General features: G+C 72.8%; 12 protein-coding genes. 5 read left to right on the top strand and 7 right to left on the bottom strand.

Going from position 1 to position 14,702, the window contains the following annotated elements; genetic code table 11:
* Positions 1-51: 51 nt before the first annotated feature.
* The 4 genes from EHS43_RS20185 to EHS43_RS20170 all read right to left on the bottom strand — a co-directional run bounded on the left by EHS43_RS20185 (position 52) and on the right by EHS43_RS20170 (position 3,952).
* Positions 52-222: a Trm112 family protein gene (locus EHS43_RS20185; RefSeq protein ID WP_078936097.1), complete on the bottom strand. Its 171-nt coding sequence runs from the start codon at positions 220-222 to the stop codon at positions 52-54.
* A gap of 119 nt (positions 223-341) precedes the next feature.
* Positions 342-1,709 (bottom strand): phosphomannomutase/phosphoglucomutase, encoded by a 1,368-nt coding sequence (locus EHS43_RS20180; RefSeq protein WP_185806323.1) that lies wholly within the window; start codon positions 1,707-1,709, stop codon positions 342-344.
* Positions 1,710-1,827: 118 nt separating this feature from the next.
* On the bottom strand, positions 1,828-3,444 hold the full coding sequence (locus EHS43_RS20175; protein WP_125192166.1) for an L-lactate permease: 1,617 nt from the start codon (positions 3,442-3,444) through the stop codon (positions 1,828-1,830).
* Positions 3,445-3,580: 136 nt separating this feature from the next.
* Positions 3,581-3,952, bottom strand: a complete 372-nt coding sequence (locus EHS43_RS20170) for a DUF3499 domain-containing protein (RefSeq protein WP_020120748.1) — start codon at positions 3,950-3,952, stop codon at positions 3,581-3,583.
* A gap of 355 nt (positions 3,953-4,307) precedes the next feature.
* On the opposite strand from EHS43_RS20170, the gene EHS43_RS20165 reads away from it, so the two are divergent.
* Positions 4,308-4,751 (top strand): metallopeptidase family protein, encoded by a 444-nt coding sequence (locus EHS43_RS20165; RefSeq protein ID WP_125192169.1) that lies wholly within the window; start codon positions 4,308-4,310, stop codon positions 4,749-4,751.
* A 22-nt stretch (positions 4,752-4,773) separates the two neighbouring features.
* Here EHS43_RS20165 and EHS43_RS20160 read toward each other — a convergent pair whose 3' ends face one another.
* From EHS43_RS20160 to EHS43_RS20150, 3 genes are all read right to left on the bottom strand, one after another.
* Positions 4,774-6,264 carry a DUF5719 family protein gene (locus tag EHS43_RS20160; RefSeq protein WP_125192165.1) on the bottom strand — a complete coding sequence of 497 codons (1,491 nt, stop codon included), beginning with the start codon at positions 6,262-6,264 and terminating at the stop codon, positions 4,774-4,776.
* The gene (locus tag EHS43_RS20155; RefSeq protein WP_125192164.1) at positions 6,261-9,929 is read right to left on the bottom strand and encodes a glycosyltransferase family 2 protein; all 3,669 of its coding nucleotides are present in this window, start codon (positions 9,927-9,929) and stop codon (positions 6,261-6,263) included. Before EHS43_RS20155 ends, EHS43_RS20160 begins: the two co-directional genes overlap by 4 nt.
* Positions 9,930-10,113: 184 nt before the next feature.
* Entirely contained in the window at positions 10,114-10,377 is a 264-nt protein-coding gene (locus EHS43_RS20150) for a WhiB family transcriptional regulator (RefSeq protein WP_020137941.1), read from the bottom strand.
* A 700-nt stretch (positions 10,378-11,077) separates the two neighbouring features.
* Here EHS43_RS20150 and EHS43_RS20140 point away from each other — a divergent pair.
* From EHS43_RS20140 to EHS43_RS20125, 4 genes are all read left to right on the top strand, one after another.
* Entirely contained in the window at positions 11,078-11,587 is a 510-nt protein-coding gene (locus EHS43_RS20140; RefSeq protein ID WP_125192162.1) for a cysteine dioxygenase family protein, read from the top strand.
* Between the two features lie 34 nt (positions 11,588-11,621).
* Positions 11,622-12,605 carry a 2-phospho-L-lactate transferase gene (gene cofD / locus EHS43_RS20135; protein ID WP_125192161.1) on the top strand — a complete coding sequence of 328 codons (984 nt, stop codon included), beginning with the start codon at positions 11,622-11,624 and terminating at the stop codon, positions 12,603-12,605.
* 5 nt (positions 12,606-12,610) lie between these two features.
* Positions 12,611-13,912: a coenzyme F420-0:L-glutamate ligase gene (locus EHS43_RS20130; protein ID WP_125192168.1), complete on the top strand. Its 1,302-nt coding sequence runs from the start codon at positions 12,611-12,613 to the stop codon at positions 13,910-13,912.
* 114 nt (positions 13,913-14,026) lie between these two features.
* On the top strand, positions 14,027-14,702 hold a 676-nt coding region (locus tag EHS43_RS20125), incomplete at its 3' end, for a DNA-3-methyladenine glycosylase (RefSeq protein ID WP_125192160.1).

The following is a 14,702-nucleotide window of genomic DNA, read 5'->3' as shown; positions in this document are numbered from 1 at the left end:
GTTGTCGCCTGCGGCGGCCGGGACGCCGTTCCGCCTGCGGCTGCGGAGCGGTTACGCGGGGCGGCGGGCCTCGTCGACGAGGAGGACGGGGATGCCGTCGCGGACGGGGTACGCCAGGCCGCAGTCCTGGCCGGTGCAGATCAGCTCGGTGTCCTGCTCCTCGAGGGGGGCGTGACAGGCCGGGCAGGCGAGGATCTCCAGGAGGCCGGCTTCGAGCGGCATGGGGGTTCCCTTCGGGGGCGGTACGGCTGCATGTGCGGATGTGCCTGGTCAGGGTACCGCCGGGGAGAGTTGGGCGCCGGGGTTGGGGCGAGGTCGGGGCACCTCGCCCCCGCACCGGGTCAGGCTCTGATGACCGCCAGCACCTCGTCCCGCACCTTGGCCATCGTCGCCTCGTCCCTCGCCTCCGCGTTCAGGCGCAGGAGGGGTTCGGTGTTGGAGGGGCGGACGTTGAACCACCAGTCGGGGGCAGCGATCGTGAGGCCGTCGAGTTCGTCGAGCCGGACGTCCTCCCGGCCCTCGTAGGCCGCTCTGACGGCCGCCAGGCGGTCCGCCTGGTCGGCGACCGTGGAGTTGATCTCACCGGACCCGACGTAGCGGCTGTACTGGGCCACCAGGGACGACAGGGGGCCCTCCTGGCCCCCCAGGGCGGCCAGGACGTGCAGGGCGGCCAGCATGCCCGTGTCGGCGTTCCAGAAGTCCTTGAAGTAGTAGTGCGCGGAGTGCTCGCCGCCGAAGATCGCGCCGGTCCTCGCCATCTCGGCCTTGATGAAGGAGTGGCCCACGCGGGTGCGTACCGGTGTGCCGCCGTTCTCCTCGACGACCTCCGGGACCGACCAGGAGGTGATCAGGTTGTGGATGATCACGCCCTCGCCGCCGTTCCTGGCCAGCTCACGGGCGGCCACGAGGGCGGTGACGGCGGACGGGGAGACCGGGTCGCCGTGCTCGTCGACGACGAAGCAGCGGTCGGCGTCTCCGTCGAAGGCGATGCCGAGGTCGGCCCCCTCCTCGCGGACCCGCTTCTGCAGGTCGACGATGTTGGCCGGGTCGAGGGGGTTGGCCTCGTGGTTCGGGAAGGTGCCGTCCAGCTCGAAGTACATCGGGACGGTGTCCAGGGGCAGCCCGGCGAAGACGGTCGGCACGGTGTGGCCGCCCATGCCGTTGCCCGCGTCGACGACGACCTTCAGGGGGCGGATGGAGGTCAGGTCGACGAGGGAGAGCAGGTGGGCCGCGTAGTCCTCCAGCGTGTCCCGCGCAGTGATCGTGCCCGTCGCGGCCGCCGATGCCGGGGCGCCCGTCTCGCTCCAGCGCTCGACCAGCTCGCGGATCTCGGCGAGGCCGGTGTCCTGGCCGACCGGGGCCGCGCCCGCGCGGCACATCTTGATGCCGTTGTACTGCGCGGGGTTGTGGGAGGCGGTGAACATCGCGCCCGGCAGGTCCAGCGCGCCGGAGGCGTAGTACAGCTGGTCGGTCGAGCACAGGCCGATCTCGGTGACGTCCGCGCCGAGGGCGGCGGCACCGCGCGCGAAGGCCCGCGACAGGGAGGGGGACGTGGGCCGCATGTCGTGACCCGTCACGATGGCGCTCGCCCCGGTCACCTGGACGAAGGCGGCGCCGAAGAGCTCGGCCAGAGTCTCGTCCCACTGGTCGGGGACGACTCCGCGTACGTCGTACGCCTTCACGAGCTGTGACAGATCAGCCACGGCCAACCCTTCTGAAAGTCCTGTCGGTCACCACAAACTACCCGCAGCCACTGACAGCGCGGGGTGCGGGAGCCGAGTGGAGGCCCGGCCCTCTGCCCGGCCCTCTTCTCCGGGCCGGAGGGGGTCAGGGCAGCATCCAGTCCAGGACGGGCGAGCTCTGCCCGACCACGATCAGGCACATCACCAGCAGCAGTCCCAGGCTCCAGGGCAGCACCTTGCGCAGCAGGTCCCCCTCGCGACCCGCGAGTCCGACGGCCGCGCAGGCGATCGTGAGGTTCTGCGGCGAGATCATCTTGCCGAGCACCCCGCCCGAGCTGTTGGCGGCGGCCAGGAGCTCGGGCGACAGCCCGGACTCGCGGGCCGCGGTCACCTGCAGCGCCCCGAAGAGCGCGTTGGCCGAGGTGTCCGAGCCGGAGACGGCCACCCCGAACCAGCCGAGGACCGGCGACAGGAAGGCCAGGCCCGCGCCCGCCGCCGCCACGAAGTGGCCGATGGTGGCGGCCTGTCCGGAGAGGTTCATGACGTACGCGAGCGCCAGCACGGACGTCACGGTCAGGATCGCGAACCGCAACTCATGGACGGTCGCCGCCCATTCACGCACCGCCACGCGCGCGTGCACGCCGAGCACGAGGGCCGTGAGGATCCCCGCGATCAGCACGAGGGTGCCGCCGGTGGAGACGACCGGCCAGGTGAAGACGTTGCCGCCGACCGGATCGCCGTCGGGGCTCACGACGTCGAGGAAGGCCCAGTCGTACGTCCGGGTCGCCTTCGCCAGCCAGTCCTTGACGGGCGGGATCTGGGCGACGGAGAAGATCACGACGATCAGCGCGTACGGCGCGTAGGCGCGCAGGACCTCACCGCGCGGGTCGCTCTCGTCGAGGTCCTCGCTGCGCGCGCCGGTCAGCACGGAGGCGCGTACGGTCTCGTCGGCCGCCACGCGCGCGCGGGGGACGGCGACCAGGGCGCCCGCGCCGGCCAGGGCGGCGCCGATATCGGCGAGTTGGGCGGAGACGTAGTTGGAGGCCGCGAACTGGGCGACGGCGAAGGCGACTCCGCAGACCAGCGCGGGCACCCAGGTCTCGCGCAGGCCCCGCTTCCCGTCGACCAGGAAGACCAGCACCAGCGGCACCACGAGGGCCAGCAGCGGTGTCTGACGGCCCACCACGGACGCCACGTCGTCCAGTGGCAGCCCGGTGACCTGAGCGAGTGTCACCACGGGTGTGCCCATGGCGCCGAAGGCGACCGGCGCGGTGTTGGCGACGAGCGCGACGACCGCCGCGCGCACCGGGTCGAAGCCGAGGGCGACGAGCATGACCGAGCTGATCGCGACCGGGGCGCCGAACCCGGCGAGCGCCTCCAGGAGCGCGCCGAAGCAGAAGGCGATGACGAGGGCCTGGATGCGGGGGTCGTCGGAGAGCCGTCCGAAGGAGCGGCGCAGGATGTCGAAGTGCCGGGTGCGGACGGTCATCCGGTACACCCACAGGGCGTTGACGACGATCCACAGGATGGGGAAGAGGCCGAAGGCGGCCCCCTGGGCGGCGCTGGAGAGGGTCTGGCCCAGCGGCATGCCGTAGGCGAGCAGGGCGACCAGAGCGGCCGCCAGGAGGCCGGTCAGGCCCGCCAGGTGCGCCTTCATGCGGACGCCGCCGAGCAGGACGAGGACGATCACGAGGGGCAGGGCCGCGACGAGGGCGGACAGCCCGAGCGAGTGCGCGACGGGTTCGAGTTCCTGGACGTACACGGGCGCCTCCCCGATTCCGTCATGCGGAAAGCGATATCTCACTTCGGCTTACGGAATGGTCGTGTCCGCGCCAACGACCCGTCAATGGGCGTGCGTCACCGAGCGAAACGCGCACCGAACGCACACAAGGAACGGGTCAGTTGTCGGGAGAGCGCAGGACCCGCAGATGGCCGCGGCGCGCGACCTCCATCGGGTCGGCCCGGCGGGCTCCGCCGGCCTCGGCGGCGCGCTCCTGCGGACGGGCCGCCTCACGCACGGCGTTGGCAAGCGCTTCCAGGTCGTCCCCGCTGGGCCGGGCGGGCGCGGAGCCGTCGAGGAGCCGGACGACCTCCCAGCCGCGCGGGGCGGTGAGGCGCTCGGAGTGCTCGGCGCACAGGTCGTAGCAGTGGGGTTCGGCGTAGGTGGCGAGCGGGCCGAGGACCGCGGTCGAGTCGGCGTAGACGTACGTCAGCGTCGCGACGGCGGGACGGCCGCAAGCGGTGCGCGAACAGCGACGTACAGGGCTCACGACGTTGGACGGTACCGCACTCTTGAGCGGGCCGCGACGACTCTCCCCCAGGTCACTCCACCGTGTCGTGTTGTGAAACGCCCCACACACCACACCGACCCCACCGCCATGACCTGCGTAGACATCCGTTTCCTAGGGGTCGGACAGCCCTGAATCCGGTCATCACCTGGTGCAAACCATGTCAATTGCCTTGGGGGCGACGGTCTCGGAGAGATACGGAATCGAGCCCAACCTTGGCTGGAATGGTCAACCACCGACATGCCGTACGAGGCGGCCGTACGCCGTTTCGGGTCGTGTCCGGGTACCGCGTGGGGGCCGGGCGCGGGAGGTCGGCGAGGATTACCCTTCACCAGTGATGGAGAACCCCGTACCGCCCCCCGCCACCGGCGCCGGGCCCCGCCGCCGTGATCGCCACGGACGAGGCATGCGCGGCCCGATCGCCCCACCGCAGGTGCCGCTCGCCGCGAGCCGGGCTGAGGCGTTCGCGGACCTGGTGCAGGACTCCGTGGAGCGCCTGGAGCGACGCTGGCCGCAGCTCGCCGACATCGATTTCCTGGTCCTGGAGGTCCCCCGGCTGGACGGACAGTCGTGGAACGACGAGGCGGTGCCGCTCGGCGGGACGATTCCCGCGCGTGAGGGGCGCCCCGCGCGCGTGGTCGTCTACCGGCGTCCCGTCGAGATCCGCACCAAGGGGCGCGACGAGCGGGCGGCGCTGGTGCACGAGGTCGTCGTGGAGCAGGTGGCCGAGGTGCTGGGCCTGACTCCCGAGACGGTCGATCCGCGGTACGGCGAGGACTGAGCCGCCCGCGGATCGCCCCGGGCTACTTCTGCAGCACCGACAGGTCCTGGTCCGCCTCCGGCACGGCCACCATGCCCCGGTCGTCGGGAAGGGTCTGGACGGTGAAGCCCGGGACGCCGTCCTCCGTCGCCGCCAGGGTGCGGGCGCCGTAGACGGGGCCGCCCGAGACGTGCTCCACCGTGAGGGCGTACGTGCCCTTGAGGCCGGTCGGGGTCGGTGCCTCGACGTTCTGCGTGGTGCCCGCCTTGAGGGTGAACGTCTTCGAGACGGCCTCGCCGCCCTCGCTGCCCGCCGAGGCCGTGACCTTGACGGTGGCCCCGCGCGTGGGGGCGGTCAGGGAGAGCGTGGTGCCCTTGGCGCTGTTGTCGGCGACCGTCGCGCGCGTGCCGACCGGGCGCGTGGCCGGGATGAACGCCGTCTCCTGGTCGTCGCCCTTGCCGCGGACGACCCGCAGCGCGGCGACCACCGGCACGGAGGAGTCGGTGGGGGTGAGGACCAGCGAACCGGCCTCCCCGCGTGTGATGTCGCCGAGGTCCGCCGAGGCCGTCATGCCCGCCTTCACGTGCAGCGTCTCGTTGCCCGCGGGGGTGATCGAGCCGGACGGGGACGCGAGCTGCACCTTCAGGTCGGCGTCGGCGTCGCCGGGCGCGAAGGCGACCAGGCGCACGGCGGTGGCGTCCTTCGGGATGCCGGGCAGCACCAGGCTGCCGGACGGGTCGGTGGAGGCGGCCAGCCAGTCACCGCCGAGCTTGTCGTCCAGCGCCTGCACGGCCGCGCCCACCCGCCCGCTGCGGACGTTGACGTGGACGGTGAGGTTCTCCTGCTTCTCCTCGGTGAGCGTGGACAGCAGGATCGGGTCGCTGGAGTGCGGGGCGACGGTGATGCTCTCCCCCAGCGTGGAGTCCAGGGCGCCGTCCTTGCCGTAGAGCTCGATGTCGACGACGGCGGCGGAGTCGTCGGGGTTGGTCAGATGGACGTAGTCGGTGCGGTCGGCGGCCGTGCTGGCGCCCGGGAACCAGAACTCGGTGTCGGGGGCGGAGCAGTTGACGCCCTGGAGTCCGCGTCCGGAGCCCGCGGCGACCTCGGTGGTCTCCTGGACGGTCCAGCCGGGCGCGAACTTCCCCTCGGCGGTGCCGACGAGGGCGGGTGCGTCGCCGCCGGAGGTGTCACCGGTGGCGGGCTTGCCGGGCTCCGCGGGTTCGAGGACCGGCTTGCCGGCCTTCTTGCCCTTGCCCTTGCTGTCGCCCTTGCCGTCGGACTCCTCGGCGGCCGCCTGGAGTTCGGCCTTGCCTCCGCCGTCCGCGCCCTTGGTGACGGGCGTGAAGGACGTGTAGGAGGTCTCCGCTATGTCGGAGGTGCTGGGCGACGGGCACAGCAGGCTGGTGCGCTCCACGGGCAGCTCCGCGGCCGTCCCGGCGGTGCCGGCGGCCTGCGGTGAGCTGAGCGTGGCGAACCCGGTGACGGCGGCGAGCGCGGCGGTGCCGGCGATGAGGGACACGGTGGTGCGGTTCACTGCTGACTCCCGTCGGGGCGCTCACTGCCGGGGGCACCCGGGTGCTGCTGCGCCGGGTCGTACGCGGGGTCGTAGCCCTGGTCGTACTGCTGCTGCTCGTACTGGCCGCCGTATGTCTGGTCGTACGGCGTCTGCTGGTTCTGCCCGCCGTAGGCGTACGGGTCGTACTGGCCGCCCTGGTACGGGTCCGCCTGGTACGGCTGCTGGTCGTAGCCGCCCGCCTGGTACTGCTGGGCGTTCTGGTACTGGTCGCCGGCGTAGGTGTCGTACCCGGCGTTCGCGTGGCTCGGGGTGTCCCAGTCGCCGTAGGACTGCTGCTGCGGGACGGCGGCGGGGACCTCCTGCGCGGGAGCGGGGAAGTCCGCGGGCGCGGTGCTCTCCTCGGCCTCGGCCTCGGCCTGGGCGCGCAGCCGGCGGGCGCGGCGGCCCTCGCCCGCCACGGGCTGGGCGGGGACGGCCTGCTCCTCGGGAAGGTCGTCGTCGACGTCACGGCGGCGGCCGGGCAGGGCCATCACCACGAGGACGACGGCGAGGAAGCCCTGGATCCACAGCCACAGGGTGTGGGTGAAGGGGTCGTCGAAGGTGACGTCCAGCGTGCCGCCGGAGGCGGGCAGTTCGAAGCCCTGGGCCCAGCCGTCGACCGTGGTGGGGGTCAGCGGCTTGCCGTCCAGGGTGGCCGTCCAGCCCTCGTCGGCGGTGTCGGCGAGACGCAGGATCCGGCCGTCGGCGCCGGCCGGGATCGTGGTGCTGATGTCCACGGGGCCCGCGGCGACGGGGGTCGCGGTGCCGGAGCCCGACTTCGCGACGATCGTCGCGCGCGCGACCTCCTGGTCGACCCGCCACAGGCCGCTGCCGTCCTGCTGGCTGAGCCGGCTCAGGCCGGGGGTGGCGTCCAGCACGCGCGTGACCTCGCGGGGCGCGCCCTTGTGGACGAGGACGTAACGCACGGCGAAACCGCCGAGCTGGTCGGCCTGGTCGGCACCGGAACCGGCGACGAGGTTGGCGACGACCTTGTCCAGCTTGTCGTTCTCCCCGTCGGCCGCGGCGAGTTCGGCGTCGCCGAGGCGGGCACCGGAGCCGCGCACCAGCATGTAGCCGACGTGGGCGGCGGAGTCGCTGTCGAGGACGAGGGTGCGGGCCTGGTCGCGGGTGCCGCTCTCCTCGGCGACGAACGCGGGCACCTGTACGGGATCGCGGCGCTCCAGCGGTCCGTCGGCGCCGCCGATCATCCAGCCCGCGGCGACCAGCAGCGGGCCCGCGGCGGAGGCGAAGGCGATCAGGGCGGCGACCGGCTGGCGCCAGCCGAAGCTCTGCTCGGCCACACGCGCGCGTGCCCCGTCGGCGCCGAGCACGGCCGCGGCCAGCAGGGCGAGGCCGTAGACGAGGGTGGCGGGGCCCGCCCAGGTCGAGTCGTTGGACAGGACCGCGAAGACGAGGCCCACCAGGGCCACCACCCAGGCCGTCCAGATGCCGAACTGCCGCTCGGTGCGCAGCAGGGCGGCCAGCGCGGCCAGCACCACTCCGATGAGCATCAGTCCGTCGACGGTGCCGGGCCCGCCGGGGCTCGCCCCGAGCAGGTCGAGGGCGGAGGCGGCCGAGGAGCCGTACTCGAGGCCCGCCTGCTCGAAGAAACCGAACGGGAGCAGCGTCAGCGACCAGGGCGCGAGGACCAGCAGCGGAGTGCCGAACTGGGCCAGGAAACGCAGGCCGTAGGCGGTGATGTCGGTGCGGCGCACCACCAGCAGGCCGATGCCGAGGAGCAGCGTGATGGGCCAGATGATCGGTGTGAACGCGGTGGTGATCGTGAGCAGCAGGGCGAACGCCCAGGTGGCGCGCCAACTGCCACGCGCGCCCGTGCTGTTGGTCAGCCCGGCGGCGGCGACGCCCGCGCGTGCCATGAGCGGCAGCAGGACGGCGAGGACGGCGGTGCCGACGCGGCCCCCGGCGAGCGCACCGGTGGCGGCGGGCAGGAAGGCGTAGACGACGGCCGCCCACGCGCGCAACAGGCGGGACTCGACGAGCGGGCGGGAGGCGAAGTAGGCCGTGCAGCCGGCCAGGGGAACCGAGCAGACCAGCAGGACCGTCAGGGCGAGCCCGGTCGAGCCGAACAGCACGGAGGACAGCGCGGCGATGACGGCCAGGTAGGGCGGCGCGGACGGGGTGCCGCCGGCACCCACCGCGTGCCACGCGTCCGCGTAGCGCGACCACAGCTCGCTCGCGTCGGCCGGGGCGGGCAGCAGGGCGCCGCCCGCGAGCGCGCCGCCGCCCAGGAGGTTGCGGCAGGCGACCAGGGCGACCAGCAGCAGCACCAGGAAGAGCACCGGCCCCGGCTTGCGGGCGATGCGCTTGAGGCGGGCGAACTGCTCGATCTCCAGGAACTCCGCGTCGTCGCCGCCGGGCCCGGACTCGATGCCGCCGCCGTGGCGCCCCGCCGTGGAGGCGTCGGCGTCGGAGCCGCCGAAGAGATTGCCCGCGACCTGCTCGACGGTGGCCCGCACGGTCGCGCCGGGCGGCGGGAACAGCTGTCTGAGCTCGTCCTTGTCGACGACCGGCTTGCCGCGCCTGCTCCGCCCGGCGATGATCCGCTCGGGCCGCAGCAGGGTGCCGAGGAGACCGCGGATCTCGTCGACGGCCTGTCCGGGGACCTTGCCGACGAGGTACGCGACGGTCCGCAGCAGGGTGCCGACGACCAGCCGCACCAGCACCCAGGGCAGCGCGGCCGCGCGGGCGTTGACGAGCAGGGTGTAGGCGGCGCCGGCCTTGTCGACCTTGTGCGGGGACGCGGTGGTGCGGCCCGCGCAGTCGACGGTGCGGCGCTCGCGGGAGGCCGCCTCGGCATGGCGTACGACGGCCTCGGGGGCGATGAGGACGCGGTGGCCGGCGGCCTGGGCGCGCCAGCACAGGTCGACGTCGTCCCGCATGAGGGGCAGTCGCCGGTCGAAGCCGCCGAGCTGCTCGAAGACATCGCGGCGGATCAGCATGCCGGCGGTGGACACCGACAGCACGGATCGCACGTGGTCGTGCTGGCCCTGGTCCTGTTCGCGGCGGTCCAGGCCCGTCCAGCGGCGGCCGGAGTTGGCGATGGAGACGCCGACCTCCAGGAGCTGCCGCTTGTCGTACCAGCCGCGGAGCTTGGGGCCCACGACGGCGACGTCGTCGCGGCCGAGCTCCAGTTCGTTCTCCACGACGCGCAGCAGCTGGGCCAGGGCGTCGGGTTCGGGGGCGCAGTCGTCGTGCAGCAGCCACAGCCACTGGACCGGCTCGCCGTGCGGCAGCTCCGGCAGGTCGTAGGCGTCGTCGCGCCACGTGCGCGTGACCGGGTCCCAGCCGCTGGGCCGCTTCAGGTACGGCAGCTCGTCCGGGGTCAGGACGGGGGCGGTGCGGGCGGCCTCCTCGACGGCCTGGCCGAAGCCGGTGCGCCGGGCGAGGTGCAGGACCCGGTCGGCGCCGAGGGCGTCGGTGACCAGCTGGGCGGAGTCGTCCGCACTGCCGGTGTCGGCGGCCACGGCTGACTGCACGGGACGCTCCTGGCCGAGCAGCCCGGCGAGCGCGTCGGGCAGCCAGCGGGCGCCGTCGTGGGAGACGAGCACCGCGGTCACCACGTGACGCGGGAACTCAGGAGTGGCAGCGTGGTCTTGGGCTGCCGTGTGGCTGTGCACGGACATCGAGGTACGGGCCCCGGTTCGGTGGACTGCGGTGGACGCCTGTGCCCCTGAGGGGGCGGCGAGGCGTCTCGGACGAGCGCCCACACTATCGGCTGGGCAGAACGACGGCCCGCCGCCTGTGGATAACCCAGGTGCGACGGGCCGTTCGGTTGCGTGCGAAAAGTGGGGCGGAGCCTGCCTCGGGTCAGACGGCGGCCTTCTTCAGCCTGCGGCGTTCGCGTTCCGACAGGCCGCCCCAGATGCCGAAGCGCTCGTCGTTGGCGAGGGCGTATTCGAGGCACTCGGAACGGACCTCGCAGGAGAGGCAGACCTTCTTGGCCTCGCGGGTGGAGCCGCCCTTCTCCGGGAAGAAGGACTCGGGGTCGGTCTGGGCGCACAGCGCGCGCTCCTGCCAGCCGAGTTCCTCGTCCGCGTCGTCGACCAGCAGTTGCTGCACCGTCTCGGTCATGTGCGCCCCTCGTCTGTCTTTCGCGTCCCCGTGTGACGGCCGTTACCGATTTCGGCTGAACGACACGAGTGAAATTACAAGTGTGCTGCTCCGGGCGAGTCAAGCCGAGATCTGCTATTGGGCCCCTTATTCACTCTGCGGAACCAAGGCCTTGCTGAAAGTGTTCAAATCGGCATAAACCTTGACAAGCAGATGAGACCCGAGAGGGCTGCCGATCCGCGCCAGGCCTTTCGGGCCTGCACCAGGAAGGACGCCCATCAGTTCGAACTCGTTCCGCGCGCACGCCGGGAAGTCACGGTGCACTCACGGCCCGTGCGCCCGGTTGTGCGCCATGTGTCCCGCTCGACGCCCGAACAAACCTTTCACCAGGGAGATGGACCGGATGAGGTGAAACATGTCCCACTTCCAGGGTGTCGAGTTGACAGTCAAGGTGTGAGCCGCTGTCCTTGTGGGCATGCTCGCGAACTTGGCACTCACCTCGACCCGCACGGCCGGGTCCCACGGTGCTGCCCGCGCTCGCTGTAGCTGTTGTTGCTGTTCCAGCTGTTGAGCCCATCGCGCTCCGGCTGCTCCTGAGTCCACCGTGACTCGGCTGCTAGTGCCCCGCCCGCACCCGGGCATTCCTGTCCTCCCGTGATCCGGGCGGACGGTACGCGACACCCAGCCACCCCCCACTCTTCGCCGAGGACCCACCGCACCCATGAACAGCGACAACGACCTCCAGATCGCCGGCGACCTCCTTGAGGTCCCGCACCTCCTCCAGACCCCCCGCGAGCACCCGGCCACCGTCGCCGAGTTCGTCGGACTGGCCCGCTCCATCGCCGCCGACCGCTCGCAGTGGGCGCACCTCGTCCAGTACGACGCGACGAGCCGCTGGTACCACCGGCTGCGCACCGGACCGGGCTACGAGGTGTGGCTGCTGTCCTGGGTCCCCGGCCAGGGCAGCGGGCTGCACGACCACGGCCGCTCCTCCGGCGTGCTCACCGTCCTGGAGGGCGCGCTGACCGAGCGCACCGAGCGGGGCACGCGCGCGCTGGGCGCGGGGGCGCAGCGGGTGTTCGCGCCGGGCTACGTCCACGAGGTCGTCAACGACGCCCTGGAGCCGGCGGTCAGCCTGCACGTCTACTACCCGGGCCTGACCGAGATGCCGATGCACACCGCCTGCACCGCTCCGGAGACCCACGACGAGGTGGACTCCGTCACCGCGTGAGCCGTTGTCATACCCGCCTGCAAGACTGGCTTCCATGCGAATCGTGGTTCTGGCAGGCGGCATCGGCGGTGCCCGTTTCCTGCGTGGTCTGAAGCAGGCCGCGCCGGACGCGGACATCACGGTCATCGGCAACACCGGGGACGACATCCACCTCTTCGGGCTGAAGGTCTGCCCGGACCTCGACACGGTGATGTACACGCTCGGCGGCGGCATCAACGAGGAACAGGGCTGGGGGCGGGCCGGCGAGACCTTCCACCTCAAGGAGGAGCTCGCGGCCTACGGCGTCGGGCCCGAGTGGTTCGGGCTCGGGGACCGGGACTTCGCCACGCACATCGTGCGGACCCAGATGATCGGTGCCGGGTATCCGCTGAGCGCGGTGACCGAGGCGCTGTGCGACCGGTGGAAGCCGGGGGTGCGGCTGATCCCGATGACCGACGACCGGGTCGAGACGCATGTCGCGGTCACGCTGCCCGACAGCGGCTCCGCCGCGGGCTCCGGCGAGCGCAAGGCCGTCCACTTCCAGGAGTACTGGGTGCGGCTGCGGGCGTCGGTTCCGGCCCACGCGGTGGTGCCGGTGGGCGCCGAGCAGGCCAAGCCGGCTCCGGGAGTGCTGGAGGCCATCGCGGAGGCGGACGTCGTGCTGTTCCCGCCGTCCAACCCCGTCGTGTCCGTCGGCACCATCCTCGCCGTGCCCGGCATCCGGGAGGCGATCGCCGAGGCCGGGGTGCCGGTCGTCGGCCTGTCCCCCATCGTCGGGGACGCGCCCGTGCGCGGCATGGCCGACAAGGTCCTCGCGGCGGTCGGCGTCGAGTCCACGGCCGCGGCGGTCGCCGAGCACTACGGCTCGGGGCTGCTGGACGGCTGGCTCGTCGACACCGTGGACGCGGACGTGGTCGGGCGGATCGAGTCGGCCGGCATCCGCTGCCGGGCCGTACCGCTGATGATGACCGACCTGGACGCGACCGCGCGGATGGCCCGGGAGGCGCTGGAGCTGGCGGAGGAGGTGCGCGGAGCTTGAGCGGGATGTCTGCCGACGGCTACCGGGTCTGGGCCGTGCCCGGTCTTCCCGAGGTGCAGCGGGGGGACGACCTGGCCAAGATGATCGCCGCCGCCGAGCCCGGCCTCGCCGACGGGGACGTGCTGCTCGTCACCTCGAAGATCGTGTCCAAGGCCGAGGGGCGCATCGTCGAGGCGCACGACCGGGAGGCCGCGATCGACGCCGAGACCGTACGGGTCGTGGCGCGGCGCGGGCCGCTCCGGATCGTCGAGAACCGGCAGGGCCTGGTGATGGCCGCCGCCGGGGTCGACGCCTCCAACACCCCCGCGGGGACCGTGCTGTTGCTGCCTGAGGACCCGGACGCGTCCGCGCGGGCGATCCGGGACGGCCTGCGGGGTGCCCTCGGGGTCGACGTCGGCGTCCTCGTCACCGACACCTTCGGACGGCCCTGGCGCGCCGGGCTCACCGATGTCGCGATCGGCGCCGCCGGGGTGCGGGTGCTGGACGATCTGCGGGGCGGGACGGACGCGTACGGCAACCCGCTGAGCGCGACCGTCGTGGCGACCGCCGACGAGCTGGCCGCCGCCGGTGATCTCGTCAAGGGCAAGGCCTCGGGACTGCCCGTCGCCGTCGTGCGCGGGCTGGCGCATGTGATGGCCGGGGAGCACGGGGAGGGGGCGCGGGCCATGGTGCGCCACGCGCGCGACGACATGTTCCGGCTCGGGACCTCGGAGGCGGTCCGGCAGGCGGTCACCCAGCGCCGTACCGTACGGGCCTTCACGGACGAGCCCGTGGACCCGGAAGCCGTGCGGCGGGCCGTCGCCGCGGCCGTCACCGCGCCGGCGCCGCACCACACCACGCCGTGGCGGTTCGTGCTGCTGGAGTCCGCGGACGCGCGCACGGGCCTGCTGGACGCCATGCGGGACGCCTGGATCGCCGACCTGCGGCGGGACGGGAAGTCCGAGGAGTCCATAGCCAAGCGGGTCCGGCGGGGCGACGTCCTGCGGAACGCGCCGTATCTCGTCGTGCCCTGTCTGGTCATGGACGGCTCGCACACCTACGGCGACGAGCGGCGGGACGCGGCCGAGCGGGAGATGTTCGTCGTCGCCACCGGGGCCGGGGTGCAGAACCTCCTGGTCGCGCTGGCCGGTGAGCGGCTGGGGTCGGCGTGGGTGTCGTCCACGATGTTCTGCCGGGACGTGGTGCGCGAGGTGCTGGGGCTGCCGGAGGACTGGGATCCGATGGGGGCCGTGGCGGTGGGACACCCGGCACAGGAGCCGCGGCCGCGGCCGGAGCGGGACGCGGGGAGCTTCATCGAGGTGCGCTGACGGACGCTCGTGGTGCCGAGGTGGGGTGCTTCGCCTCGGCATGCGCCTAGTCTCTTAGGACTCCGCCGGTTTCAAGGATTCCCCCGGTTCCTCTCGTATCCCAGGACTTCATTCGTGGCTGGACGTTTCACTCCGCGGCCCACGCGTACAACGGTGCGCGGCGGGGAGGTCGTCGTACCCGCCGCGCGCCGGGAGACGGTGGCGCGGGTGGAGGCCCCGCTGGTGCGGAAGTGGCGGCCGAAGTGGCCCGTCGAACTCGGGCTGGTGCTCGGGGCGCTGCGGCGGGGGCCCGGCGATCCCACCTTCCGGGCGCTTCCGGACGGATCCGTGTGGCGTGCCAGCCGCACGCCTGCCGGGCCCGGGACGCTGCGGGTGTGCATGTACGGCGGTGAGGTGCGCGGCGAGGCGTGGGGGCCCGGGGGCGAGTGGCTGCTCACGCAGTTGCCGGAGCTGCTCGGGGCAGCGGACGACCCTTCCGCCTTCGTGCCCCGGCACCGGGTCGTGGCGCACTCCTGGCGTCGGCGTCCTGGGTTGCGGCTGACGCGGACCGGGCTGGTGCTGGAGTCGTTGATCCCGTCCGTGCTGGAGCAGAAGGTCACGACCGACGAGGCGTATCGGGCGTGGCGGTTGCTGGTGCGGAAGTTCGGTGAGCCGGCGCCGGGGCCCGCGGCGGGCGGGCGGCTGTGGGTGATGCCGGCGCCGCGGACGTGGGCGTTGATCCCGTCGTGGGAGTGGCACCGGGCCGGGGTGGACAACAAGCGGGCCTCGACGATTCTGCGCTGTGTGCGGG

The organism is Streptomyces sp. RP5T, assembly GCF_003933965.1.
Taxonomy (GTDB): domain Bacteria; phylum Actinomycetota; class Actinomycetes; order Streptomycetales; family Streptomycetaceae; genus Streptomyces.
The sequence above is the reverse complement of the archived record's forward strand: the minus strand, read 5'-3'. Positions and strand labels throughout refer to the sequence as shown.

Excerpts from the sequence above, each read along its gene's own strand:
- EHS43_RS20185 (WP_078936097.1), bottom strand. The coding sequence starts at position 222 with ATGCCGCTCGAAGCCGGCCTCCTGGAGATCCTCGCCTGCCCGGCCTGT.
- EHS43_RS20165 (WP_125192169.1), top strand. The coding sequence starts at position 4,308 with ATGGAGAACCCCGTACCGCCCCCCGCCACCGGCGCCGGGCCCCGCCGC.
- EHS43_RS20155 (WP_125192164.1), bottom strand. The coding sequence starts at position 9,929 with ATGTCCGTGCACAGCCACACGGCAGCCCAAGACCACGCTGCCACTCCT.
- EHS43_RS20150 (WP_020137941.1), bottom strand. The coding sequence starts at position 10,377 with ATGACCGAGACGGTGCAGCAACTGCTGGTCGACGACGCGGACGAGGAA.
- EHS43_RS20140 (WP_125192162.1), top strand. The coding sequence starts at position 11,078 with ATGAACAGCGACAACGACCTCCAGATCGCCGGCGACCTCCTTGAGGTC.
- cofD (WP_125192161.1), top strand. The coding sequence starts at position 11,622 with ATGCGAATCGTGGTTCTGGCAGGCGGCATCGGCGGTGCCCGTTTCCTG.
- EHS43_RS20130 (WP_125192168.1), top strand. The coding sequence starts at position 12,611 with ATGTCTGCCGACGGCTACCGGGTCTGGGCCGTGCCCGGTCTTCCCGAG.